Annotated in this window: 20 protein-coding genes; 13 read left to right on the top strand and 7 right to left on the bottom strand. The window is 52.4% G+C overall.

Annotated elements, in window-relative coordinates; genetic code table 11:
* Nucleotides 1-51: 51 nt before the first annotated feature.
* From HMPREF2541_RS07120 to HMPREF2541_RS07110, 3 genes are all read right to left on the bottom strand, one after another.
* The gene (locus tag HMPREF2541_RS07120; RefSeq protein WP_070542606.1) at nt 52-417 is read right to left on the bottom strand and encodes an SEL1-like repeat protein; all 366 of its coding nucleotides are present in this window, start codon (nt 415-417) and stop codon (nt 52-54) included.
* Nucleotides 418-562: 145 nt separating this feature from the next.
* A complete protein-coding gene (locus HMPREF2541_RS07115) occupies nt 563-868 on the bottom strand; it encodes an RnfH family protein (RefSeq protein ID WP_070542603.1) in 306 nt (101 codons plus the stop codon).
* Nucleotides 861-1298 carry a type II toxin-antitoxin system RatA family toxin gene (locus HMPREF2541_RS07110; protein WP_003824723.1) on the bottom strand — a complete coding sequence of 146 codons (438 nt, stop codon included), beginning with the start codon at nt 1296-1298 and terminating at the stop codon, nt 861-863. The genes HMPREF2541_RS07115 and HMPREF2541_RS07110 overlap by 8 nt, the downstream gene beginning before the upstream one ends.
* A gap of 224 nt (nt 1299-1522) precedes the next feature.
* On the opposite strand from HMPREF2541_RS07110, the gene dprA reads away from it, so the two are divergent.
* From dprA to topA, 3 genes are all read left to right on the top strand, one after another.
* Nucleotides 1523-2791 carry a DNA-processing protein DprA gene (dprA, locus tag HMPREF2541_RS07105; protein ID WP_070542599.1) on the top strand — a complete coding sequence of 423 codons (1269 nt, stop codon included), beginning with the start codon at nt 1523-1525 and terminating at the stop codon, nt 2789-2791.
* Nucleotides 2788-3258 (top strand): Smg family protein, encoded by a 471-nt coding sequence (locus tag HMPREF2541_RS07100; RefSeq protein ID WP_003824720.1) that lies wholly within the window; start codon nt 2788-2790, stop codon nt 3256-3258. The genes dprA and HMPREF2541_RS07100 overlap by 4 nt, the downstream gene beginning before the upstream one ends.
* Nucleotides 3259-3448: 190 nt before the next feature.
* Complete coding sequence (gene topA, locus HMPREF2541_RS07095) at nt 3449-5749, top strand: type I DNA topoisomerase (protein WP_070542596.1); 2301 nt, start codon at nt 3449-3451, stop codon at nt 5747-5749.
* 237 nt (nt 5750-5986) lie between these two features.
* Here the strand turns inward: topA and HMPREF2541_RS07090 are convergent, their stop codons facing one another.
* Entirely contained in the window at nt 5987-6223 is a 237-nt protein-coding gene (locus HMPREF2541_RS07090; protein WP_003824718.1) for a GlsB/YeaQ/YmgE family stress response membrane protein, read from the bottom strand.
* A gap of 718 nt (nt 6224-6941) precedes the next feature.
* Between HMPREF2541_RS07090 and HMPREF2541_RS07085 the strand changes: the two genes are divergently transcribed.
* The 4 genes from HMPREF2541_RS07085 (at nt 6942) to HMPREF2541_RS07070 (ending at nt 14310) form a co-directional block, all read left to right on the top strand.
* Nucleotides 6942-8387: a peptide MFS transporter gene (locus tag HMPREF2541_RS07085; protein WP_051385033.1), complete on the top strand. Its 1446-nt coding sequence runs from the start codon at nt 6942-6944 to the stop codon at nt 8385-8387.
* Between the two features lie 224 nt (nt 8388-8611).
* On the top strand, nt 8612-10054 hold the full coding sequence (locus HMPREF2541_RS07080) for a peptide MFS transporter (protein ID WP_083296785.1): 1443 nt from the start codon (nt 8612-8614) through the stop codon (nt 10052-10054).
* 246 nt (nt 10055-10300) lie between these two features.
* Nucleotides 10301-12094 (top strand): aminopeptidase P family protein, encoded by a 1794-nt coding sequence (locus HMPREF2541_RS07075; RefSeq protein ID WP_070542590.1) that lies wholly within the window; start codon nt 10301-10303, stop codon nt 12092-12094.
* 728 nt (nt 12095-12822) lie between these two features.
* Nucleotides 12823-14310 carry a peptide MFS transporter gene (locus tag HMPREF2541_RS07070; RefSeq protein ID WP_167746784.1) on the top strand — a complete coding sequence of 496 codons (1488 nt, stop codon included), beginning with the start codon at nt 12823-12825 and terminating at the stop codon, nt 14308-14310.
* Here HMPREF2541_RS07070 and HMPREF2541_RS12185 read toward each other — a convergent pair.
* Nucleotides 14307-14459 carry a hypothetical protein gene (locus HMPREF2541_RS12185; protein ID WP_168161099.1) on the bottom strand — a complete coding sequence of 51 codons (153 nt, stop codon included), beginning with the start codon at nt 14457-14459 and terminating at the stop codon, nt 14307-14309. The genes HMPREF2541_RS07070 and HMPREF2541_RS12185 overlap by 4 nt on opposite strands.
* Before the next feature lie 215 nt (nt 14460-14674).
* Here HMPREF2541_RS12185 and HMPREF2541_RS07065 point away from each other — a divergent pair, with 215 nt between their 5' ends.
* The 6 genes from HMPREF2541_RS07065 to HMPREF2541_RS07040 all read left to right on the top strand — a co-directional run bounded on the left by HMPREF2541_RS07065 (nt 14675) and on the right by HMPREF2541_RS07040 (nt 22767).
* Nucleotides 14675-16471: an aminopeptidase P family protein gene (locus HMPREF2541_RS07065; RefSeq protein ID WP_070542588.1), complete on the top strand. Its 1797-nt coding sequence runs from the start codon at nt 14675-14677 to the stop codon at nt 16469-16471.
* A gap of 517 nt (nt 16472-16988) precedes the next feature.
* Entirely contained in the window at nt 16989-19151 is a 2163-nt protein-coding gene (locus tag HMPREF2541_RS07060; RefSeq protein WP_003824702.1) for an ornithine decarboxylase, read from the top strand.
* Nucleotides 19152-19279: 128 nt separating this feature from the next.
* Nucleotides 19280-20596 (top strand): putrescine-ornithine antiporter, encoded by a 1317-nt coding sequence (gene potE, locus HMPREF2541_RS07055; protein WP_070542585.1) that lies wholly within the window; start codon nt 19280-19282, stop codon nt 20594-20596.
* A 218-nt stretch (nt 20597-20814) separates the two neighbouring features.
* Entirely contained in the window at nt 20815-21918 is a 1104-nt protein-coding gene (gene prfB / locus HMPREF2541_RS07050; RefSeq protein ID WP_003824699.1) for a peptide chain release factor 2, read from the top strand.
* Between the two features lie 208 nt (nt 21919-22126).
* Nucleotides 22127-22342: a hypothetical protein gene (locus HMPREF2541_RS07045; RefSeq protein ID WP_210387148.1), complete on the top strand. Its 216-nt coding sequence runs from the start codon at nt 22127-22129 to the stop codon at nt 22340-22342.
* A complete protein-coding gene (locus HMPREF2541_RS07040; protein ID WP_070542578.1) occupies nt 22342-22767 on the top strand; it encodes a DUF4328 domain-containing protein in 426 nt (141 codons plus the stop codon). Before HMPREF2541_RS07045 ends, HMPREF2541_RS07040 begins: the two co-directional genes overlap by 1 nt.
* 233 nt (nt 22768-23000) lie before the next feature.
* Here the strand turns inward: HMPREF2541_RS07040 and hemB are convergent, their stop codons facing one another.
* The gene (gene hemB / locus HMPREF2541_RS07035) at nt 23001-24008 is read right to left on the bottom strand and encodes a porphobilinogen synthase (RefSeq protein ID WP_070542575.1); all 1008 of its coding nucleotides are present in this window, start codon (nt 24006-24008) and stop codon (nt 23001-23003) included.
* The coding region (locus HMPREF2541_RS12400; protein ID WP_210387147.1) for a hypothetical protein at nt 24005-24191 on the bottom strand (187 nt) is incomplete at its 5' end. The genes hemB and HMPREF2541_RS12400, both read right to left, overlap by 4 nt.

Raw genomic sequence — 24191 nt, 5'->3', positions numbered from 1 at the left:
TATCGAAAATTTAGCTTCGCAGGAATTCGCTGTGTTCTTTTTCAGGTAGCCTTATCTTGCTTTGGCGGCTCGGATGTTTTGCAGTAGTTCGTTTATATCCGCACCGGCGCCGTTTTTGAGGGCGGCCTGCGCCCATTTTTCTGCGTTGTGCAGTGTGGCTGCTTGCCGGTCGGTTTGGTATTGGTCGAAGAAAATGTGGGCGAGGTTGGCCTGGGCTTGCAGGTGGCCCAGCTCGGCGGCTTTGATGTGCCAGTATAGGCCTGCCTCATGGTTTTGCTCGTAGAAATAGAAATGGGTGGACAATTTCAATGCGGCTTGGCTGTCGCCTGCGGTGGCGGCTTGTTTGAAATGCTCCAGTTTGTTGGCGGGGATGGCGGCGAAGCTACTGATGGATGGGTCGGAGTCTGGCAGGGGCATAGGGTGTTCACTTTTGGCATGAGCACTGAGGCTGAGGCAGGTAAGGATTAGAGCCGGTAGGCGGCCGGCCGGATGGGTTTGATTGGGCGCATTGTGCTCGTATTTTCCTGTACAAGAGGCTACCTGAAAATAGTTTGCCTGGTTTTCAGGTAGCCTCTTTTTTCTGTTTGGCGGCGGCTTTGCGGCGGCGGTTTTCTTTCGGGTCGATGAGCAGGGCGCGGTACACTTCCACGCGGTCGCCTTCACGCAGCGGGGTGCTGTCTTTCACTTTTTTGCCGAAGATGCCGATGGGTGCGGCGGCAAAGTCAACGTGCGGAAATTCGGTTGCCAATGCGGATTGCAGCACGACCTGCCGCGCGGAGGTGCCGCAGGCTACCTGAAAAGCCAGCAGGCGTTGTTTGCCCGGCTCGGCGTAGGCCACTTCGATATTGAGCGGGGGATTGCTAGGCATAGCGGCGGCCTGCCTCTTTCACGAAAGCGTCCACCAGCGTGCCGCTGATGTGGCTGAACACGGGGCTGATGAGCGCGGAGAGCACGCGGCTGGAAAATTCGTAGTGCAGCTCGAATTCCACTTTGCAGGCATCGTCGCCCAAGGGCAGGAAGTGCCAAGTTCCGTTCAGGCTTTTAAACGGGCCTTCCAGCAACACCATGCGGATTTCGCGGCCGGGGATGTTGCGGTTGTGCGTGGCAAACGATTGGCGCACGCCCATGTAGTCCATAAACAGCCGTGCTTTCAATTCGTTGCCGCTGCGCTCGATGATTTCGGTGCGGCTGTACCACGGCAGAAACTGCGGATAATCCTCCGCTTTGTCCACCAGCTCGAACATCTGCTCGGCAGAATGCGGCACGAGCAGGGATTTCTTCACGGTTTTGAGCGACATACAAACGGCCTTGGCAATGCAAAGTGCGCATTATATAGCGAAACGCCAAGCCGCCCCACCGTCAAGCACTCGTATAGCGCTTGAAAACACAGATTATCAATCATAAACAATAGATTAATTCAAATCCACTATTCTTGGCTTGAAACTTGCTTGAAGTTTGTTCGATACCGCTCGGCCGCCGCTGATCTACTTCTTCAACCCCATCCCCCGTACACGTAAAACACATGGAAAACTCCGCAGAACGTTTGGCTTGGATACAGCTTGCACTGATGCCGTATATCGGCGCGGAAACGTTTTACGAACTGTGCCGCCATTACGGCTCGGCTGGTGCCGTGTGGGCGGCCGAGCAGGAAGTGGGCGCCATTCTGCCCAGCCGTCCGGCGCAGGAAGCCTGGCGCAGCCGCCGCCACGAGGCCGAGGCCGCTGCCGAAGCCGCGTTGGCGTGGGAGCAGCAGGGAAACTGCCGTTTATTGTTGGCTTGCGACGCAGATTTTCCATTGCAATTGGGCGAAGGCATCACCGCACCGCCCTTATTGTTTGCTCGCGGCAACACTGAATGGCTGCATCGGCCTTCGGTGGCCATCGTGGGCAGCCGGCACGCTACGCCGCAAGCGATGCGGATTGCAGGCGAATTCGGCGAAGCGCTGGCCGCAGCCGGCATCGTAACCGTATCCGGCATGGCTGCCGGCATCGATAGCGCCGCCCACGAAGGCGCGTTGCGCAAGCAGGGTGGCACGGTGGCAGTGTGGGGCACGGGCATCGACCGCGTGTATCCCGTGGCCAACAAAGCCCTGGCGCACCGCATTGCCGAAGAAGGCTGCGTGCTCTCTGAGTTTCCATTGGGCACGCGCCCGCTGGCTGGCAACTTTCCGCGCCGCAACCGCCTGATTGCCGCGCTCTCCTCTGCCGTGCTGGTGGTGGAAGCCGCTTTGGAATCCGGTTCGCTGATTACCGCGCGGCTGGCGGCAGACATGGGGCGCGAAGTGTTCGCCGTGCCCGGCTCCATCGACAACCCGCACAGCAAAGGCTGCCACGCGCTGATTAAGCAAGGTGCGAAGCTTACCGAAACACTGGCCGATATTCTGGAAGAATGCCCGCAGCTGCCGCAAACCGCATCGACTAACCGCCAAACGGCAGTCCAAGCCAAAAGGCTACCTGAAAACGAACGCAGTGAGTTTCTACATAGTAAAAACGAACGTAGTGAGTTTCTGCAAAGCAAAAACGCAGATAGCGAACATCGCCAAGCCGAATTGCCCCCAAGCGAGCAGCCCGTCTTGACCGATACCGCGCCAGAGCCGGCAGAAACAGAACTCTCACCGCTGCTGCAAGCCATGGGTTACGACCCGATACACCCCGACAGCCTGGCCGAGCGGCTCAAACTGCCCGCGGCCGATGTGTATGCCGAACTGACTTTATTAGAAATCAACGGCCAAATTGCCCCGCTCTCCGGCGGCCGTTACCAACGGATTGCTCCAAACAGGAATACCAAATGATTGATGTAATTGCCTTCTTGATAAACAACTTCCAAGACTTCGACACCTGCCCGCCCAGCGAGGCCTTGGGCAGCCTCTTGGAGCAGGTGGGTTTCCAGGATGAGGAAATTCGTGATACGCTATTATTTATGAACGTGCTCCAAGAGCGTAGCCGCTCGCTGCACCGCAATTTCCGCGAGGAGCAGGCGATGCGCGTGTATCTGCCCGAAGAACTCGCCGCTTTGCCGCCCGAGGCTTTGGGTTTGCTGCACTTTTTAGTGCAAAACGGCGCGCTTTCTGTGGAGCAGCGGGAATTTGTGCTGCTGGCGCTGATGCACCTGGCAGACAAGGCAGACGAACCGCTCACCGATGCACATGTAAAAGTGCTGTCGCTCTTGGTATTGTGGGCAGACAAATCCGAGCTGCCGATGCTCATCAGCGACGATTTGGTTAATGCCCTGCTGCACGGCCAGGCGGTGATGAATTGAGAAAGGCCGCTACTCTTTAATATAAAAAGGCTACCTGAAAAATGAAGGTTTTCAGGTAGCCTTTGATTGAATACGGCGCACTTGCACCAAGATGGATTAAGGCTACCTGAAACCTTGCTTTTATTGGCTAAAGCACTATATTTCTGTAGCTACAGCGTGGTCAAAAACAAAAGTATTATGCGAGGAAACTATGTCGAAAAACCTGCTGATTGTGGAATCTCCCAACAAAATCAAATCAATTAAAAAATACCTGGGCGGCGATTTTGAAGTATTGGCCTCCTTCGGCCATGTGCGCGATTTGGTGCCGAAAAACGGCGCTGTCGATCCCGAGCACGATTTCGCTATGAAATATGAAGTGCCGGCCAAGAGCAAAAAGCACATCGACGCCATCGTGGCCGCCGCCAAAGAAGCCGACACCCTCTATCTGGCCACCGACCCGGACCGCGAAGGCGAAGCCATTTCTTGGCATATCTACGAAATCCTCAAAACCAAACGCGGCATCAAAAATCTGGACGAGCGTACCCTGCGCGTGGTGTTTCACGAAGTTACCAAAAAAGGCGTGCAGGAAGCCCTCAAGCAGCCGCGCAAGCTCGATATGGGCTTGGTGGACGCGCAACAGGCGCGCCGCGCCTTGGATTACCTGGTCGGCTTCAACCTCTCCCCGCTGTTGTGGAAAAAAATCCGGCGCGGCTTGAGCGCCGGCCGCGTGCAAAGCCCCGCCTTGCGCCTGATTTGCGAGCGCGAAAACGAAATCCGCGCCTTTGAAACGCAGGAATACTGGAGCGTGCATCTCGACAGCCACAAAGGCCGCCAAAAATTCGCCGCCAAACTCACCCAATGGCAGGGCAGTAAACTGGAGCAGTTCTCCCTGCCTAACGAAGCCGCCCAGGCCGCCGTGTTGGCCGCCATGCAGGGCAAACCGGCGCAAGTGCTCGATGTGGTGAAGAAAAAAGCCACCCGCAAGCCTGCCGCGCCCTACACCACCTCCACCATGCAACAGGACGCCGTGCGCAAGCTCGGCTTTACCACCGACCGCACCATGCGCACCGCCCAGCAGCTGTTTGAAGGCGTGGATGTCGGCCAAGGCTCGGTCGGCCTGATTACTTATATGCGTACCGACAGCGTAACCCTGTCGCAAGACGCGATAGCCGAAATCCGCCACTACATCGACAACAAAATCGGCGCCGATTTCCTGCCTAAATCGCCGCGCATGTACCGTACCAAATCCAAAAACGCCCAAGAGGCGCACGAAGCCATCCGCCCCACTTCGGTATACCGCACGCCCGAAAGCGTAAAGCCCTTCCTTTCCGCCGACCAATTCAAGCTCTACCAAATGATTTGGCAGCGCACCATGGCCTGCCAGATGGTGGAAGCCAAATTCGACGCCACCACCGTAGACATCGGCGTGGGCGAAGGCGTGTTCCGCGCCACCGGCCAAGTGCTGGTATTTGCCGGTTTTCTGAGCGTGTATCAGGAAGGCCACGATGAAGACGACGAGGATGAAGACAACAAAAAACTGCCCGAATTGGCCGTGGGCGACGCCCTGCCTGTGGACAAACTCTACGGCGAGCAGCACTTCACCCAGCCCCCGCCCCGCTTCAACGAAGCCACACTGGTGAAAGCCTTGGAGGAGTTCGGCATCGGCCGCCCCTCCACCTACGCCAGCATCATCAAAACCCTGAAAGACCGCGAATACGTAACCATCGACCAGCGCCGCTTCCTGCCCACCGACACCGGCGAAATCGTGAACAAATTCCTCACCGAACACTTCACCCAATACGTGGATTACGATTTCACCGCCAAGCTCGAAGACCAGCTCGACGACATTGCCAACGGCAAACGGCAGTGGATTCCCGTGATGGACAAATTCTGGAAAGGCTTCCACAAACAGATTGAGGAAAAAGCCGGCATCGAGCGCGCCAAGATCACCACCGAAGAGCTGGACGAAACCTGCCCCAAATGCGGCCAGCACAAGCTGCAAATCAAATTCGGCAAACGCGGCCGCTTCATCGCCTGCTCCGGCTACCCCGATTGCGACTACACCCGCAACCTCAACGAAACCGCCGAAGAAGCCGCCAAAGCTGCCGAAGAGCCCACTATTGTAGAAGGGCGCGAATGCCCCAAATGCGGCGGCCAGCTCGTGTATAAAAAAGGCCGTTTCGGCAAATTCATCGGCTGTGCCAACTATCCCAAGTGCAAACACATCGAGCCCTTGGAAAAACCCAAAGACACCGGCGTGGCCTGCCCCAAATGCGGCAAAGGTAGCCTGATCGAGCGCAAATCGCGCTACGGCAAGCTGTTCTACAGCTGCAACACCTACCCCGATTGCGACTACGCCACCTGGAACCCGCCCGTGGCCGAAGAGTGCCCGAAATGCCATTGGCCGGTGCTCACCATCAAAACCACCAAACGCTGGGGGGTGGAAAAAGTCTGCCCGCAGAAAGAGTGCGGCTGGAAAGAGCAAATCGAACCGCCCGCCCCGAAAGGCTAAAGCAGCAAAGAAGCGAAAGGCTACCTGAAAATGAGCAATATTTTTCAGGTAGCCTTTTATTGAGCAAATAGATGAATCAAATTTCAATCAAAATAAGACGGCGAGCTTTTAATTCAGCCGGGTGAGTGAACACTATAGGTCTCAAATACAATTACTACACCACGCCAACACGAAAAAAGCAGCCTACCAACCGCTATCGGTTGAGGCTGCTTTCGTTTGTTTGGTGAGACAGAGACCTTATTTCCGCAGGCTTGCAAAGATAGCCAAAATACCCATGGCACCCAGCGTGGAGGCAATCCAGCCTGCGGGCTGCCCGATGGCATACCAGCCCATCGTTTGCCCAACCCAGCTGGCCAGCACCGAACCGCCGATGCCGAGCAGCGTAGTCATAATGATGCCCAAGCGTTGCCCGCCCGGATACAGGAATTTGGCCAAAATACCGATGATGAAGCCGATAATGATGGTGCTGATCATGGTTGGTTTTCCTCTTATGGTGTGGATAGATGGTATACATATCAGGCAAACGGTCAGTTTTTCAAGAGAAAGGCTGCCTGAAAAGTAGAATAGCCATCTAACAGTATGAGAACCCAAAATATTGTAATCAAGCTTATATCATTGGGTGGTGAATGCATCGGAAGTACAAGATTAGATTTATTTTGTTAGCATGGCTTTAAGGTTATTATCATTTCGTGTTTACAAAAGTTTTCAAAAATAGCGTGTGCTGCCAAGACAGTCTGTGGAAGATTTGTATATAAATATGGTTAATGTAAATACATAATTTAATAAAAGAAATCTTTCATGTGCGGTCTGGTTATTTGCACGCCATCAACCATGATATGTCGGTTCTTGTGGCATTTTTGACTTGCATCAACGAAAAAAGTTAATGTTTCTTGACGAATATTATTGCGAATATTAAGATTGCATTAACAAATTTTCCCGGTTGATGCAGCAATTGTGCTGTATTGCCCCAACTGGGATGTCAAAACATGTGCCGCTCGGCGGCAGCTTTATCACCCGACGGCGGTACTGTAACGGCAACGGCAAGTGGCCGTTGTACAGAGTATGGCCGATTCAACGAATACCGACACTGGCATTTTCATGTTGTAAGGCAAATGTTTCAGTGCTGTAACGCCAGGTAACTCGGCGGGTTGGCCGGATTTTCAAGTGAACCCTATTTAAAGAGGACGCTATGATGACTACGTCGACCGAAAAAAGATTCTTCGGCCACCCGCGACAGTTGGGTACGCTGTTCTACATTGAGATGTGGGAGCGCTTTGCCTTCTACGGCGGGCAATCTCTCTTGATGATTTATCTGTATTACAAGGCTACCCAAGGCGGTGGCTTGGGTATGGATCAATCACTCGCCGCAGGTATTGTGGGCGTGTATGGTGGTAGTATTTATTTGACCACCATCGTGGGCGGTTGGTTGGCTGACCGTGTGCTCGGCACCAAAAATACCCTGCTGTTGGCCACCGTTGTGATGCTTGGCGGTACTGTCCTCCTCGTATTGCTGCCCGGCTATGCCAGTTTGGTTGGCTTGCCGTTCATCTCCTTGGGTAGTGGTAGTTTCAAAGCTACGGCCAGTGCCATGGTGGGTTCACTCTATGAGGATGAATCAGAACGTGAGCTACGCGATGCTGGCTTCTCTATTTTCTATACAGCCATTAATGTGGGTATCTTTATTGGTACATTGTTGGTGGGCTATCTGCAGCCTAAATACGGGTTCCGTGTAGCTTTTGCCGCTGCCATGGGTGGCATGGTGCTCTGCTTGATTACCCTGTTGCAAGGTCGCAGCAAATTGCCGGAAACGCCGATTCCTAATCCTCTGCCTAAAGAACAACGCGGTAAAGTGATTGGCATCGTGGCGGCTATTTTGGCCGTAATTGCTGGTGCAATCGGCTCAGGCTTGGTCAATTTGAGCAATTTCTCCAGCGTGATGTTGGGGTTGGTGTGCGTGATCAGTATTGGTTACTTCTTCGTGATGTTCGGTGACAAAAACTCCACCGAGGCCGACAAACGCCATCTGCTTGCCTATGTTCCCCTGTTCGTGGTGATGTGCTTGTTCTGGGCGATGTATTTGCAGATGTATAGTGTGGTAACTGTATATTTTGAAGAAACTGTACCGCGCAAGTTTGGTAGTTTTGAAGTGCCGATTGCTTGGTTGGTTACTTTCCAGAGCTTAAGCGTTATCGTGCTGGCCAGTACCATGGCTGCATTGTGGACAAAAATGGGTAAACGCCAGCCCTCATCTCAGATGAAATTCGCCTTGGCCGCATTGGTAGCAGGGATCGCTTACTTGGCTTTCGTTCCCTTCCTGTCTACTGGTACTCCAATGCCGATTGTTGTGTTGATGGTTATATTGGTACTGCTGACTGTGGCCGAGCTCCTGCTCTCACCGATTTCCTTGTCATTCGCTACCAAAGTTGCACCTGAAGCGTTTAAAACCCAGATGGTATCGTTCAACTTCCTAAGCTTGTCTTTAGGCTTTACCTTGGGCGGTGTGTTGGGTGACAAACTTTATACTGCCGATACGGCCACCAGCTACTACATCATGCTGGCCGGTATGGGTATTGGTTCAGCCGTAGTGCTGTTCGTAATGATGCCTATGCTCAAACGCCTGTTGCACGATGTTGACTAATGTATCAGCTAGCTTTGTGTTTAAGAGCGACCCGGGAATCTGCCTTCGGGCAGGTTCCCGAAACAGCAACAGTTTGCAAGGTCGTTGTGTGAAGCATGGGGTTGGTTTGTAAAAAAGACGATTTGATGTGCCGGAGTAGTATGGCCAAAAGCCCCGTGCTGCACAGATGATTTGGATGGATGTTGCTGTATTTACGAATATAGGTAATGTTTAAGGGCGTTAAAATGAATACGTCGACCGAAAAAAAATTCTTCGGCCATCCGCATCAGCTGGGAACACTATTCCAAGTTGAGCTGTGGGAACGGTTCTCGTTCTACAGCATGCAGGCCATTCTGGTAATTTATCTGTCTTATCAATTGAGCCAAGGTGGTTTGGCTATGCCGAAGGCGCTGGCTGTGGGTATTGTTGGCGCCTATAGCGGCAGTATCTATCTTTCCACCATTATCGGCGGTTGGTTGGCCGACCGCGTGATCGGGCCTAAAAATACTTTATTCTTTGCAGTTGCCACCATGCTGGTGGGGCATATCCTGTTGGTGATGATTTCCGGTGTGGGTAGTTTGGCCGGTCTGCCTTTTATCGCCTTGGGTAGCGGTGGTGTGAAATCTGCCTGTAGCACCTTGGTCGGCTCTCTGTATGAAGATGAATCTACCCGTAATCTGCGCGATGCCGGTTTCTCCATTTTCTATACAGGCATTAATATCGGCAGTTTCTGTGGCTCGCTAGTGGCAGGCTACCTGCAATCCAATATGGGTTTTCGCATGGCATTTGCCGGTGCAGTGGTGGGTATGGCAATTGGCTTGACACTTTTTATTAAAGGTAAAAGCAAACTGCCGGACTTACCCTTACCCAACCCGCTGCCTAAAGAGCAACGTGGGAAAGCCATCGGTATGGCCTTGGCTATTGTGGCTGTTGTTGGAGGTCTGATTGCAACCAAAATCCTGCGTCTGGACAATTTCTCCAGTATTTTGCTGGGAGCAATAAGCTGCATCAGTATTGGTTATTTCTTTATGATGTTTAATGATAAACAGGCTACCGAGGCCGACAAACGCCATATTATTGCGTATGTGCCACTGTTTATCGCCATGTGCCTGTTCTGGGCAATTTATTCCCAAGTTTATAGCTCTGTAACCCTGTATTTCGATAAAACCGTGCCGCGCACTTTCGGTAGCTTTACTGTACCAGTGGCTTGGTTAGTTACTTACCAAAGTTTGGTGGTGATTGTGCTGGCCAGTGTGATGGCTGCCTTGTGGACTAGAATGGGCACGCGTCAGCCGAAATCTCAGATGAAATTTACTTTGGCCATGTTGCTGCTTGGTTTAGGTTACTTAGGCTTCGTACCCTTCCTCTCTTCCGGTACGCCGATGCCGTTTTTTGTCTTAATGTTGCTGTTGCTGGTGATTACCATCTCCGAGCTGCTGCTGTCGCCGATTTCCCTTTCGTTTGCCACCAAGGTTGCGCCTAAAGCGTTTAAAACCCAAATGGTTGCATTCAACTTCCTCACCCTTTCCCTGGGTTTCACGCTGGGCGGGGTGCTGGGTGACCAACTCTACACGGATGATACAGCTACCCAGTATTTCATCATCTTGGCCGGTTTGGGCATCGGTTCCTTTGCGATTTTGCTGCTATTGCTGCCAAAACTCAACCAATTGCTACACGACGTAGATTAAAGCCTAGCGTTTTTCAGGTAGCCTCAACAGACTCCCAAGTGAGGCTACCTGAAAACGCAACTTCAACATAGCGAAAGCATCATGGAGCGAAGTTTCTGCGGAGCGACGCTCATTCAACTGATTCAAACTTAATTTTCCACACTTCCGCCCGTATCCGATTGCACCCAATTGCAGGCCGGCGGGGTAGCTGCGCCTACTGTTGCAGTGGGAAATTAAAAAATACAGATGATACAAGGAGTAATTGAAATGACCACATCTTATGCCCAACGCTTGGCTGCCTTGCGCGCCGCCATGAAAGCAAAAAATATCGACGCCTGGATTATCCCTACCGCCGACCCGCATCTTTCCGAATACCTGCCTGCCCGCTGGGAAGGCCGCTATTGGCTCACCGGCTTCGGCGGCACCGCCGGCACGCTGATTACCACCGCCGATATTTCCGAATTGTGGGTGGACGGCCGCTATTGGGAGCACGCGGAAGATTGCCTAGCCGGCACCGGCACCGTACTGGGCAAGCTCGTTACCGGCACGCCCCATGTGGATTCCCTGATTAAAAACCTGAAATCCGGCGCCGTGGTCGGCATTGCCCCCGATGTATTGTCGCTGAGCGAAAAACGCTATTTGGAAAGCCAGCTGGGCAAAGCCGGAATCAGCCTGCGCCACGACATCGATTTGCTGGACGACATCTGGACCGACCGCCCCGGCGCATCCGATAAGCCCGTCTTCGCCCAAAAAGCCCAGTTTGTGCCCGAAAGCACCGCCCAGAAAATCGAGCGTATCCGCCAAGCCATGCAGGCAGCCGGTGCCGACCACCACCTGGTATCCGGCCTGGACGATATCGCCTGGATTACCAACCTGCGCGGCAGCGACGTGCCATACGACCCGATTTTCCTGTCTTATCTGCTGATTAGCGGCAAAGAAGCCACCCTGTTTGTGGATGAAGCCAAGCTCGATGCCGACAGCAAAAAAGTATTGGCCGATGCCCATGTGGCCGTTGCCCCTTATGCCGACGTGGGCAAAGCCGTGGCCAAACTTTCAGGTAGCCTTCTCATCAACCCCGACCGCACCGCCGTGTCCACCCTTGGCAACCTGCCTGCCGGCGTAAAACTGATTGAAGGCCTCAACCCCAGCACCGAATTCAAAGCCTGCAAGAGCGATGCCGAAATCGAGCACAACATCGAAGCCATGGTGCAAGACGGCGTGGCTTTGTGCGGCTTCTTTGCCGAACTCGAGCAAAAACTGGCTGCCGGCGAGCGCATCAGCGAGCTGGATATTGACGATATGCAGCTCAAACACCGCCAACAGCAGCCCAACTTTGTCGGCCTCTGCTTCGGTACTCATGCCGGTTTCAACGCCAACGGCTCCTTGCCGCACTACATCGCCACCAAGGAAAAATTCAGCTATATCGAAGGCCAAGGCCTGCTCTTGGTGGACTCCGGCGCGCACTACCACAACGGCACCACCGACATTACCCGCATGGTGTGCGTGGGCGAGCCCACCCCCGAGCAACAGCGCGACTACACCCTCGTGCTCAAAGCCCACATCGCCCTCGAACAGGCTATCTTCCCCGAAAACCTCAGCGGCGTGCTGCTCGACGTGATTACCCGCGCCCCCATGTGGCGCACCATGCGCGACTACAACCACGGCACCGGCCACGGTGTGGGCTACTTCCTCAACGTGCACCAAGGCCCGCAGATTATTTCCTACTTCAAGCCCGTGAACGGCCAAAACGTGATGAAAGCCGGTATGCTCACCTCAGACGAGCCCGGCCTCTACCGTCCGGGCAAATGGGGCATCCGCATTGAAAACCTGCTGGTTACCCGCAAAGTGAAAAACCCAGAAGAAACCCAGTTCGGCAGCTATTTGTGCATGGAACCGATCACCTTCTGCCCGATCGACACCAAACTCATCGACCGCAGCCTGATGACCGAAGACGAAATCCAATGGCTGAATGACTACCACGCCCTCGTGCGCGAAAAACTCGCCCCACGCACCCAAGGCGCGGCCAGGGAATGGCTGGAAAGAAATACCCAGCCGATTTAATCGGTTGGCTTATTGGATAAATCAGCCAAGTTGAAATAGTTGGCGCAAGAAAGGCTACCTGAAAGTTTTCAGGTAGCCTTTCTATTGCAGCCGGCGGGGATGAAACAGGCCGCTACACAGCTTGCAGCGAAAGGGCAGACAATAGTTTGCTACTGCGGGCTTGGTGTCCGTCCGCAACCATGCCAAAGGCTACCTGAAAATTGGGCCGTGCCGCCCCAATCGGTTTGGGCGCAGCAACGCGGCTTCGCCATTTTCCAAATAGGATAGGGCGGCATCACCATACTGCTGGAAGAGGCTACCTGAAAACCCCAACGCACATTTTCAGGTAGCCTTTACCGCTATATTAAGAACGAGAAAATCACTAGGCCGCACACTCTATCTGGTTTGCCCGAAAATCCCCGAAAGGCACGGTATTCGGCGCTTGTAAAGCATTTTGGTTTGGCCGCTGGGAAAATAAATGTTGGGAAATGCAAATTTATGCTTGCACACAGGCGCAGTGCATACTAATATTTGTCGCACCAAGTCCCCCTTTGTGCAAGAGAAAACGGATGCGGCTTTCATTTGGATACCGCCCGTATTTTTCTGCCAAAGGAGGAATTATTTTTTTTGTTGCAACAGCGCCGCTTGGCCGGAAGCAGGCTTGCCATGGTTGGATGGGCGCAACGCAGCATTTTTCAGGTAGCCTGCATGCAGGCATAGAAAAACAGATCATTAGTAAGGAACACCTTATGACTACACCAACCAATGAGCAGCTTGCCACTCCTTCCCCCACAGGCGGAGAAGATCAAGGCAAATTTTTCGGCCACCCGCGCCAGCTGGGTACTTTATTCCACATTGAGCTGTGGGAACGTTTCTCGTTTTACGGCATGCAGGCCATCCTGCTGATTTATCTGTATTACGAGGTCTCCAAGGGCGGCTTGGGCATGGATGAAACCAAGGCTGCCGGCATCGTGGGTGCGTATAACGGCAGTATCTATCTGGCCACCATCCTGAGCGGTTGGCTGTCTGACCGCATCTTGGGCGCAGAAAAAACGCTGTTTTTGTCTGGCGTGGTGGTGATGCTGGGGCACGTTGTATTGTCTGCCTTGCCCAATATGAGCGGTTTGGTGATCGGCCTGTTGCTGATTGCTTTGGGCAGCGGTGGGGTGAAATCTTCCGCCGGTGCGATGGTGGGTTCGCTGTATGAGACTGAATCTACTCGTGATTTGCGCGATGCCGGTTTTTCTATTTTCTACACTGCCATCAATATCGGCGGCTTTGTCGGCCCGCTGATTGTGGGCGTATTGCAGGTACAATTCGGTTTCCACTACGGCTTTGGTGCTGCTGCCGTGGGCATGGCTTTTGGTTTGTGGCAATACTGGCGTGGCCGTGTTTCCCTGCCTCACACGCCGCCGGCCAATCCGCTGCCCAAACAGAAATACGGCGTTGCGCTGGGCGTGGCTGCTGCCGGGTTGGCAGTAATCGGTGGCTGCATCGCTACTGGCCTGCTGCGCTTGGATAACTTCTCACAAGTTCTGTTGGGTACCGTAATTCTCACCAGCCTGCTGTATTTCGTACGTCTGTTTTGCGATTCCCAGGTTACCAAAACCGAGAAACAGCATATGCTGGCCTATGTGCCGCTGTTTATTGTAATGTGTTTGTTCTGGGCGGTATGGTCGCAGGTGTTCACGGTGGTTACCGTGTATTTCGACCAAACTTCACAGCGCGTGGTGGGCGGGTTTGAAATCCCCGTGGCTTGGCTGAGCGCTTTGCAGAGCTTGTGGGTAATTGTGTTTGCCGGTGTGATGGCGGCTTTGTGGACCAAAATGGGCTACCGTCAGCCAAGAACGCCGATGAAATTCACCATGGCCATGATCATTCTGGGCGTGTCATATCTGTGTTTTATCCCGTTTTTGTCCACCGGAAAAGTAATGCCGCTCATCATCATGGCGCTGCTGCTGCTCACCATCACCATTTCTGAATTGCTGCTTTCGCCGATTTCGCTGTCGTTTGCCACAAAAATCGCACCGCAATCGTTTAAAACACAGATGGTGTCGTTCAATTTCCTGACCTTGTCGCTGGGTTTCACTCTGGGCGGGGTGTTGGTGGACGAGTGCTATGTGCCGGAAAAAGCTGTAGAGTTTTACGTCCTGCTCGGCGCATTGGGTATCGGCGGTGGCGTGTTGCTGATGGTGATGATGCCGATGTTGAACCGCATGCTGCGTGATGTGGATTAAATCATTTCAAACGAATTATTTTTCTTCACCAGCCGGGTTTGGCCGGGATGGGTTGTGAAGAATATTTGTGATGAAATAATTTTCAGGTAGCTTGAAGCTATCCAATCATGAAAACCGCTATTGGTACAGGTTGCCATGGCGGTTTTCATATTTTTTGTTGAGTAAGATGAAGTGTGAACTTTGCACCTGAAAAATCGTATTTGCTGCTTTGCAAGCGAGCCATTTTCAGGTAGCCTTACAGCTGCCGGCAGTACTTAATATGAAAACAATAACCGGCAGCCATACACACTTCAACCGGGCAAGTTTAAAGCAGCAACACCTTGCATCAGCAGCATCTTTCCAGCAACTGTCAAAGGAGTAAGCTATGAGTAATATTCACGCGCAACGTCTCGCCGCACTGCGGCAAGCGATGAAAGAACAGAAGATCGATGTTTGGATCGCGCCCTCCGCCGACCCGCATATTTCCGAATACCTACCCGAACATTGGCGCGGCCGCACTTGGCTGTCCGGCTTTGACGGCTCGGTTGGTACGCTGGCCGTGAGCGCCGATTTTGCCGAATTGTGGGTGGACAGCCGCTATTGGGAACAGTCTAAACGCCAGCTTGAAGGCAGCGGTTTTGTGTTGCAAAAACTGGGCCAGGGCTATCCTACTATGATTGAATCTCTGGCTGAAAGGCTACCTGAAAACTCTGTAGTCGGTATCCCGGCAGATGGTCTATCACTCTCGTTCAAGCATGAAATGCAAGCCGATTTTGCGAAGAAGAACATCCATCTGCGGCTTGATATTGATCTGCTCAACAGCTTCTGGCACGACCGCCCGGGCTTGCCGGAGAATCTGATTTTCGTGCATGAAGCCCGTTTCGAGCCCGAGAGCGTGTCGGAAAAACTTGCACGTGTGCGTGCTGCCATGAAAGAACTTGGCGCAGATCACCATTTGGTTTCTTCGCTCGACGATATCGTGTGGATTACCAATCTGCGCTGCAACGACGTGCCGTTCAATCCGCTGTTTATCTCCTATTTGCTGATTGATGCTGAACGGGCCACTCTGTTTGTGAATCCCGCCAAACTTACCGATGCCTGCCACAAAGTGCTGAGCGAAGCCAAAATCGATGTGGCCGAATACCGCAGCGTGGTGGATGCCGTGGGTAAACTCAGTGGCAGCCTCCTGGTCGATCCCGATCGCACCGCCGTTTACACTTTAGGTAAACTACCCGCTGGCGTACGTGTTATTGAAAACATCAATCCCAGCACTCTGTTTAAAGCCTGCAAGCCTGAAGCTGAAATCGAACACACCAAAAATGCCATGGTGCGCGACGGCGTGGCTCTATGCGGCTTCTTTGCTGAGCTAGAGCAGAAACTGGCTGCGGGTGAAACCGTTACCGAGCTGGATATTGACACCATGTTAATCGACCATCGCAGCCGTCAGGCCGATTACATTTCGCTCAGCTTCGATACTATTGCCGGCTTCAATGAAAATGCTGCCTTACCGCATTATGCTGCCACCCCCGAATACCATAGCACCATCAAAGGGCAGGGCATTCTGCTGATCGACTCCGGCGCACACTATCTGGATGGCACGACTGATATTACCCGCGTTATCCCCATCGGCAAGCCTACTGCCGAGCAGAAGCGCGACTACACCCTCGTGCTCAAAGCGCATATCGCATTGGCTGAAGCCATATTCCCGGAAAATCTATCTGGCCAGATTTTGGATGCCATCTGCCGTGCACCGCTATGGAAGGAGCAGTGCGACTATGGCCACGGTACCGGACATGGTGTGGGCTATTTCCTCAATGTGCACCAAGGCCCACAGAAAATTGCCTACAATACCTCCGGCCTCAAGTGCAATAACATGAAAGAAAATATGATTACCTCCAATGAGCCTGGTTTGTACCGTCCAGGCAAATGGGGTATTCGTATTGAAAACCTGGTGGTGCATCGCCGCGTGAAACAGCCGAAGGAAACCGAATTTGGCCAATACCTATGCTTTGAGCAGCTTACCCTGTGCCCGATTGATACGCAGTTAATTGAACGCAGTATGCTGAGTGATGAAGAAGCTGCTTGGCTCAATGACTATCATGCTCTTGTACGCGAAAAACTTGCTCCGCACACTGAAGGCGCAGCCAAAGAATGGCTGGAAAGAAATACCCAGCCCATTTGATAACATGGTTTTAATAATGCGCTAATAAAAAGGCTACCTGAAATTTCAGGTAGCCTTTTTAGCTTTTTCAGCCGGATTTTCCTTCTGAACAGGAATATTTCCTATTTCATGTAAAGAAATTTTTACATAACTTATTTTTACAAATAATAGACTTACGGCCAATAGAGGCGTTTTCTGCTGTTTTTCTAGTGAAAAACATTTGGCAGTTGTTTGGCAGTTATGCTACTATTTCGCCGCGCAGTAAGAAAAAAATTTTAAGAATTGCGCTATGTTAGCAATAGAAGAAATAGAGATGTGAGCCACATTCATTTAAACGCATTGGAATTCAGCAGTTTGTTACTTGGTTAATAAAAAGCAAAGTGCTAAAATTTGTTTAGATGAGGTGCAGAGCCAGAAGGCCGATTCACAAAACTACACAAAAAACGCAAAACATACACTCATCACTCCAAATAAAGAGTTTTTCCCATTGCTGCCGCTGTGGTTTGGCGGTGGTGTTTTTAACATATAGGAGTTTGATATGACGTTTTTGAAAGTAGCAGCTAGCCCGTCTGTTCAACAGGGCTTCACCACTCAGTTAGATGTGGTGGATGTGCAAGGTGCCGACCTCGCAGGTATTGGTGCTGTTGTTGCTTCTACTGCTGATGCAGCTAAGGCTGTAGAGCAGGTTGAAGCCACCGGCTTCGGCATTCCGGTATTTGTTGCTCTGCAACCTGGTGAAAGCGTACCTGAAAGCCTGTTGACCCGTGTGAACGGTGTGATTCAATTGGGCCGCGGCAACGAAGAGTACTACGGCCGCCAAGTAGACACTGCCGTAAACCAATATGGTTCTAAACTTGCTCCTCCCTTCTTCGGCGCACTGAAGCAGTATGTAGGTATCGGTAACGCTCAGTTCGACTGCCCCGGACACCAAGGTGGTCAGTTCTACCGTAAACATCCTGCCGGTCGCGAATTCTACGAATTCTTCGGTGAAAACGTATTCCGCGCTGACTTGTGCAACGCCGACGTTCGCTTGGGCGACTTGCTGATTCATGAAGGTCCTGCCTGTGCAGCTCAACAACACGCTGCTAAAGTGTTCAATGCCGACAAGACCTACTTCGTTCTGAACGGTACTTCCTCTTCTAACAAAGTGGTAACCAACGCCCTGCTGGCTAAAGGCGACTTGGTATTGTTCGACCGTAACAACCACAAATCTAACACCATTGGCGCGCTGATCACTGGCGGTGCTATTCCGGTTTATCTGCAAACTACTCGTAATCCTTACGGCTTCATCGGCGGTATCGACAACGCTTGCTTCGAAGAAGCCTACATCCGCGAACAGCTGGCTAAAGTTGCTCCGGAACGTGCTAAAGAAGAACGTCCGTTCCGCTTGGCTATTATTCAGTTGGGTACTTACGACGGTACCATCTACAATGCTCGCCAAGTAGTAGATCGCATCGGTCACTTGTGCGACTACATCCTGTTCGACTCTGCTTGGGTAGGTTACGAGCAATTCATCCCGATGATGCGCGACTGCTCACCGATGCTGCTGGAACTGAACGAAAACGATCCTGGCATCTTCGTTACCCAATCCGTACACAAACAACTGGCCGGCTTCTCTCAAGCTTCTCAGATTCACAAAAAAGACAGCCACATTAAAGGCCAGAAACGCTATTGCAGCCACAAACGCTTCAACAATGCGTTCATGATTCATGCTTCTACCAGCCCGTTCTACCCGATGTTCGCTTCTCTGGATGTGAACGCTCGAGTTTTGGATGGCGAGGTAGGCCGCAACCTGTGGCGCGACTGCGTAACCGTAGGTATTGAAGCTCGTAAGATGCTGCGTGCAAGCTGCAAGCTGATCAAACCGTTTATTCCGGAAACCATCGACGGCAAACCGTGGGAATCTTACCCGACCGAGAAGATTGCCAACGACCTGCGCTTCTTCGAATTTGAACCGGGCGCTAAATGGCACTCCTTCCCCGGCTACGGTAAAGGCCAATACTTTGTTGACCCGTGCAAATTCCTGTTGACCACTCCTGGTATCAACGTAGAAACCGGTGAATACGAAGACTTCGGTGTACCTGCTACCATTTTGGCTAACTTCCTGCGCGATAACGGTATCGTTCCAGAAAAATGCGACTTGAACTCCATTCTGTTCCTGATGACCCCGGCCGAAGACCTGGCTAAGATGGAACACTTGGTTGCTCTGATCTCTCGCTTCGAAAAACACATCGAAGCCGACAGCCCGATGAGCGAAGTGGTGCCCACTGTATACGGCCGCAACGCCGAGTACTACAAAGGCTACACCATCCGTCGCCTGTGCCAAGAAATGCACGACTTCTACAAACGCAACAACATGAAACAGTTGCAGAGCGAGATGTTCCGTGCCGACGGCTGGCCGAAACAAGCCATGCTGCCCTACGATGCACAGCAAGCCTTCATCCGCAACGAAGTGAAATTGGTTCGCTTGAGCGAAATCGCTGGTCAAATCGCTGCTGAAGGTGCTCTGCCTTATCCTCCGGGCGTACTGTGTACCATCCCGGGCGAAGTTTGGGGCGGTGCAGTGCAGAAATACTTCCTGGCTCTCGAAGAAGGCATCAACTGCTTGCCTGGTTTCGAACCCGAGCTGCAAGGTGTATATCTGCAGACCGTGGAAGACGGCAGCCGCCGTGCCTTCGGTCACGTAGTGGTTAAAGGCTAATAAGCCGTATCAGGCTACCTGAAACGGTTTCAGGTAGCCTTTGTTAGATAAATTTGATTGCGCGGCAGCGCAGGCTTTGCCGGAATATTGGCCAGACCCGCCTGCCGCATTAAGAAGGATTAAGTATTATGTCAACCTCTCAAAACAAGATGGGTGTGGTACAACTGACCATTCTCACCATGGTAAATATGATGGGCTCAGGCATCATCATGTTGCCGACCAAATTGGCTCAGGTTGGTACGATTTCTATTTTGTCATGGCTGGTTACCGCTGGCGGTTCTCTGGCCTTGGCGTATGCGTTCGCTAAGTGCGGCCGCTTTAGTAAAAACCCCGGTGGTATGGGTGGTTATGCCGAGTATGCCTTCGGTAAATCCGGTAACTTTATTGCCAACTATACTTATGCCGTTTCTCTGGTAATCGCCAACATCGCTATCGCCATCACTGCAGTGGGCTATCTTGCTCAGTTGATGGACTGGCACCTTTCTCCGCAACAAGTAACCATGTGGACCATTATCTTCGTATGGGTTACCACAGTGGCTAACTTTGGTGGTGCGTCAATTACCGGTAAGATTGGTAGCTTCACTGTGTGGGGCGTGGTGATCCCGGTGGTTGGTATCTCCATTATCGGTTGGTTCTGGTTTGATGGCGCTAAATACGCTGCTGCTTGGAACCCGCATAACTACGGTGTGTTTGAAGCTCTGCCGAAATCCATCTCAATCACTCTGTGGTCATTCCTTGGCTTGGAATCTGCTTGTGCAAACTCCGATGCTGTAGAAAACCCCGAGAAAAACGTACCGATCGCTGTATTGGGCGGTACCCTGATGACTGCGGTAATCTATATCGTTTCTACCAACGTAGTAGCCGGTATTGTAGACAATCCTGCTTTGGCTGCTTCTGATGGCCCGTTCGGTTTGGTATTTGCCCAAATCTTTAATCCAACCATCGGTAAAGTGGTAATGGGTTTGATGGTGCTGGCTTGTACTGGTTCTCTGTTGGGTTGGCAGTTCACTGTGGCTCAAGTGTTTAAATCCAGTGCTGACGAAGGCTACTTCCCGAAAGTATTCAGCTCTGTTACCAAATCTAACACTCCGCTGGTAGGTATGATCATCTTGTGCGTGGTGCAAACCCTGCTCTCTCTGATGACCATGAGCCCGAGCTTGAGCGAACAGTTCGACGTATTGGTGAACCTCGCTGTGGTAACCAACCTTGTGCCCTACGTACTGTCTATGTCTGCCCTGTATGTAATGCAGAAAGTTAGCAGCGTGCCGGCAGGTGAAATGAAAGTAACCACTTTCGTTGCCCTGATTGGTAACATCTACAGCTTCTACGCTCTGTATGGTTCAGGTGCTGAAGCTATGCTCGGCGGCGGTTTGGTAACCTTCTTCGGTTGGGTAATTTACGGCCAAGTTGCTGGTAAAAAATTCGACCTGAAACAGCCGTACTAATCGGTTGCAGCAAACCGGTCTGAACACAGTTTAGACAAATCTGCTAAAAGCAGCCCCCGAATTCTAAATAGAGGAGAATTCGGGGGCTGCGCTTTTTCAGGTAGCCTCATGGATTAAAGGCTACCTGAAAAATACTACCACTGCTTTTCGGGCGTTCTTCCTGAATCTGTTACAATACGCCCCCTGAATTTAACGCATTAAACACCAAGACAATAATCATGGAAGCCGAACGCATCAACTTGCTCAACAACACCCTCGCCGATTTAGAAAAACGCAGCGGCGAAATTCGCGTGTATCTCGATTACGACGGCAAAAAAGACCGACTGGAGGAAGTGGTCGGCCTCTCTGAAGACCCCGAGCTTTGGAACGATCCCAAACGTGCCCAAGAAATCGGCAAAGAGCGCAAAGTGCTCGAAGGCATTGTGCTCACGCTCGACAACATCGCCGGCGGCATCGACGACAACCGCCTGCTCATCGATATGGCGCTGGAAGAGGGCGATGAAGACAGCTTTGCCGCGATTGAGGAAGACGTAGCCGAGCTGGAAAAACAAATGGCCGAGCTTGAATTCAAGCGCATGTTCAACCAGCCTGCCGACGTGAACAACTGCTTCATCGACATCACGGCCGGTGCCGGCGGCACCGAAGCCGAAGACTGGGCCGGCATGCTGCTGCGCATGTATGTGCGCTATGGCGAGCGCAAAGGCTTCAAAGTGGAAATCATGGAGCAGGACGACGGCGAAATTGCCGGTATCAATCGCGCCACCATCCGCTTGGAAGGCGAGTACGCCTACGGCCTGTTGCGCACCGAAACCGGCGTGCACCGCCTCGTGCGCCACTCCCCATTCGATTCCAACAACAAACGCCACACCTCCTTCGCCTCCGTGTTTGTCTATCCCGAAGTGGACGACAGCTTCGAAGTGGAAATCAACCCGGCAGACGTGCGCACCGACACCTTCCGCGCATCCGGTGCCGGCGGGCAGCACATCAACAAAACCGATTCCGCCGTGCGCATGACGCATATCCCCACCGGCATCGTGGTGCAGTCGCAAAATAGTCGATCGCAGCACGACAACCGTCGCGTGTGTGAAGAAATGCTGCGCGCCAAACTGTTTGAGCTGGAAATGCGCAAACGCAACGAAGAAAAACAGGCGCTGGAAGAAGGCAAATCAGACGTGGGCTGGGGCAGCCAAATCCGCTCCTACGTGCTCGACTCTTCCCGCATCAAAGACTTGCGCACCAGCCACGAAACCGGCAACACCAAAGCCGTGCTCGACGGCGATTTGGACGACTTTATCGAAGCCAGCCTGAAGCAGGGCGTGTGATTACCGCCTCAGCAAATTGAACGCAAAAGGCTACCTGAAAAAGATTTAGATAGGTTTCAGGTAGCCTTTACTTGCCCGGCGAAAATAGCACGATTGGCATGCGAACTGCCGAAGCCGATGGGAGAGTGGGGTTTGCAAAAGCTCAGGCTACCTGAAAAGTGTAAGCAGGATTTTCAGGTAGCCTCAACTGTTTAATCCGAAAGACAACATGATGACCAAACGACAATGCGAATATACGTTTCGCCCAGCCGACAGCCTTACCCAGCTGGTGCAGCTGCTGGCAGCCTTGGTATGTCTGAGCCAATTATTGAGCTGGCTGCTGCTGGCAGGAACAGCTTTGCCGAAAGCATTGGGTTGGCTGGAAATATCGGACGAGGTGCTTGACAGCCTGGCGGGGTGGCGGAGTTTGGCGCTTGGGTGCTGATGGGTTTGCTGTTGTGTTCGGGTTTGGTGTTTTTATGTTGGCTGTACCGAGCGGCCCGCAATGCACGGGCTTTGGGGGCGCAGGGAATGCAGGTGAGCCCGGCTTGGGCGGTGGGCGGTTTTTTCGTGCCGATTATCCATCTGTTTCTGCCCTATCAGGCGGTGAAGGAAATCTGGGTAAACGGGCCGGTGGATAGTGAGCCGGATAGCATATGGTTGAGAATTTGGTGGTTCTGCCTGCTTGGCAGCATGGCACTGAGCCGATTTGCCGATATATCGGCAGGCTGGGAAACACAGGGCGGCGAATGGGGCATCAGGCTGTTACTGTTTACGCTGTTGGCTTGGCTAACGGCGGCAAGTGCTTATGCTTTGCTGCGGCTGGTGGGCGAAATCAATCGGCGGCAGAATAGATTGGCTGGGGAATAGGGGTTTCAGGTAGCCTGAGTGCATGTATAGTGAATTAACTTAAACCAGTACAGCGTTGCCTCGCCTTGCCGTACTGTGTGTACTGTCTGGCGGCTCGCCGCCTTGTCCTGATTTTTGTTAATCTACTATATAGAGGCTGCCTGAAGTTTGTTTGAAGTGAGTAATTCTGCCAATAAAAGGCTACCTGAAAGCGGTGTACCAGTTTTCAGGTAGCCTTTAATATGGCTGGGCAGTTAGCTTTGCTGCTTCAGCTGTTTGGCCGCTTCGATGGCGTAGTAGGTGAGAATGCCGTCGGCACCGGCGCGTTTGAAGGCGAGCAGGCTTTCAAGGATAACTTTGTTGCCTTCCAGCCAGCCGTTTTGGATCGCAGCTTGGAGCATGGCGTATTCGCCGGACACTTGGTAGGCATAGGTGGGCACGCCGAATTGGTCTTTCACACGGCGGATAACGTCGAGATAGGGCAGGCCGGGCTTCACCATCACCATATCTGCGCCTTCCTGTAGGTCGAGCGCGATTTCGTGTAAGGCTTCATTGCTGTTGGCTGGGTCCATTTGATAAGTGCGTTTGTCGGCCTTGCCTAAGTTGGTGCTGCTGCCCACTGCATCGCGGAACGGGCCATAGAAGGCGGAAGCGTATTTGGCAGAATAGGCCATCAGCCGGGTGTGGATGTGGCCGTCATCTTCCAAGGCTTCACGGATGGCGCCGATGCGGCCGTCCATCATGTCGGATGGGGCAATCACTTGTGCTCCGGCTTCGGCGTGGCATAGCGCTTGTTTGATTAGAACTTCCACGGTTTCATCATTTAATACGTAGCCATTTTCGTCAATCAGGCCGTCTTGCCCGTGGCTGGTGTAGGGGTCGAGCGCCACATCAGTCATCACGCCCAGCTCCGGGAAGCGCTCGCGCAAAGCGCGCACGGTGCGTGGTACGATGCCTTCCGGGTTGTAGGCTTCACTGGCGGTCAAATCTTTGTGTGGCACGGAAGCAGGAAATAAGGCCAGCATCGGGACGCCCAGTTCGCAAGCTTGCTCAGCTTGGCGCAGCAGATTATCCAAGGTTTGCCGCTCAATGCCGGGCATGGAGGGGATAGGTTCGTTGCTAGAACCTTGCTCCAACACGAATACGGGGTAGATTAAATCATCAACGCTGAGGGTATGCTCACGCATGAGGCGGCGGGAAAAATCGTCTCTACGCATCCTGCGCGGGCGGATGAAGGGAACTTGGCGGAATGGGAAATTCATACTGAAAACCTATCGGGAGTTTTAACGGAGTATATTTTACGCTGCTTAGCAGGGGAATGGGTGAGTAAGATGGGCGGTAGAGATGCTGCGCAATTTTCTGCTAATGAAATTTTGTTTTGTGTTAGAGGCTTAATCTTATTTGTTGGATATTTTGTTTTTAGGTATTTGACAAAGTTTTTTTTG

The organism is Eikenella sp. HMSC061C02 (assembly GCF_001809035.1).
In the GTDB taxonomy this organism is placed as follows: Bacteria; Pseudomonadota; Gammaproteobacteria; order Burkholderiales; family Neisseriaceae; genus Eikenella; species Eikenella corrodens.
Note: the sequence above shows the minus strand (reverse complement) of the source record. Positions and strands in the feature narration are given on the sequence as shown.

What these genes read in the sequence shown, in the direction of transcription:
- HMPREF2541_RS07120 (WP_070542606.1), bottom strand. Translation starts at nt 417, where the DNA reads ATGCCCCTGCCAGACTCCGACCCATCCATCAGTAGCTTCGCCGCCATC.
- HMPREF2541_RS07115 (WP_070542603.1), bottom strand. Translation starts at nt 868, where the DNA reads ATGCCTAGCAATCCCCCGCTCAATATCGAAGTGGCCTACGCCGAGCCG.
- HMPREF2541_RS07110 (WP_003824723.1), bottom strand. Translation starts at nt 1,298, where the DNA reads ATGTCGCTCAAAACCGTGAAGAAATCCCTGCTCGTGCCGCATTCTGCC.
- dprA (WP_070542599.1), top strand. Translation starts at nt 1,523, where the DNA reads ATGGAAAACTCCGCAGAACGTTTGGCTTGGATACAGCTTGCACTGATG.
- HMPREF2541_RS07100 (WP_003824720.1), top strand. Translation starts at nt 2,788, where the DNA reads ATGATTGATGTAATTGCCTTCTTGATAAACAACTTCCAAGACTTCGAC.
- topA (WP_070542596.1), top strand. Translation starts at nt 3,449, where the DNA reads ATGTCGAAAAACCTGCTGATTGTGGAATCTCCCAACAAAATCAAATCA.
- HMPREF2541_RS07090 (WP_003824718.1), bottom strand. Translation starts at nt 6,223, where the DNA reads ATGATCAGCACCATCATTATCGGCTTCATCATCGGTATTTTGGCCAAA.
- HMPREF2541_RS07085 (WP_051385033.1), top strand. Translation starts at nt 6,942, where the DNA reads ATGACTACGTCGACCGAAAAAAGATTCTTCGGCCACCCGCGACAGTTG.
- HMPREF2541_RS07080 (WP_083296785.1), top strand. Translation starts at nt 8,612, where the DNA reads ATGAATACGTCGACCGAAAAAAAATTCTTCGGCCATCCGCATCAGCTG.
- HMPREF2541_RS07075 (WP_070542590.1), top strand. Translation starts at nt 10,301, where the DNA reads ATGACCACATCTTATGCCCAACGCTTGGCTGCCTTGCGCGCCGCCATG.
- HMPREF2541_RS07070 (WP_167746784.1), top strand. Translation starts at nt 12,823, where the DNA reads ATGACTACACCAACCAATGAGCAGCTTGCCACTCCTTCCCCCACAGGC.
- HMPREF2541_RS12185 (WP_168161099.1), bottom strand. Translation starts at nt 14,459, where the DNA reads ATGAAAACCGCCATGGCAACCTGTACCAATAGCGGTTTTCATGATTGG.
- HMPREF2541_RS07065 (WP_070542588.1), top strand. Translation starts at nt 14,675, where the DNA reads ATGAGTAATATTCACGCGCAACGTCTCGCCGCACTGCGGCAAGCGATG.
- HMPREF2541_RS07060 (WP_003824702.1), top strand. Translation starts at nt 16,989, where the DNA reads ATGACGTTTTTGAAAGTAGCAGCTAGCCCGTCTGTTCAACAGGGCTTC.
- potE (WP_070542585.1), top strand. Translation starts at nt 19,280, where the DNA reads ATGTCAACCTCTCAAAACAAGATGGGTGTGGTACAACTGACCATTCTC.
- prfB (WP_003824699.1), top strand. Translation starts at nt 20,815, where the DNA reads ATGGAAGCCGAACGCATCAACTTGCTCAACAACACCCTCGCCGATTTA.
- HMPREF2541_RS07045 (WP_210387148.1), top strand. Translation starts at nt 22,127, where the DNA reads ATGATGACCAAACGACAATGCGAATATACGTTTCGCCCAGCCGACAGC.
- HMPREF2541_RS07040 (WP_070542578.1), top strand. Translation starts at nt 22,342, where the DNA reads ATGGGTTTGCTGTTGTGTTCGGGTTTGGTGTTTTTATGTTGGCTGTAC.
- hemB (WP_070542575.1), bottom strand. Translation starts at nt 24,008, where the DNA reads ATGAATTTCCCATTCCGCCAAGTTCCCTTCATCCGCCCGCGCAGGATG.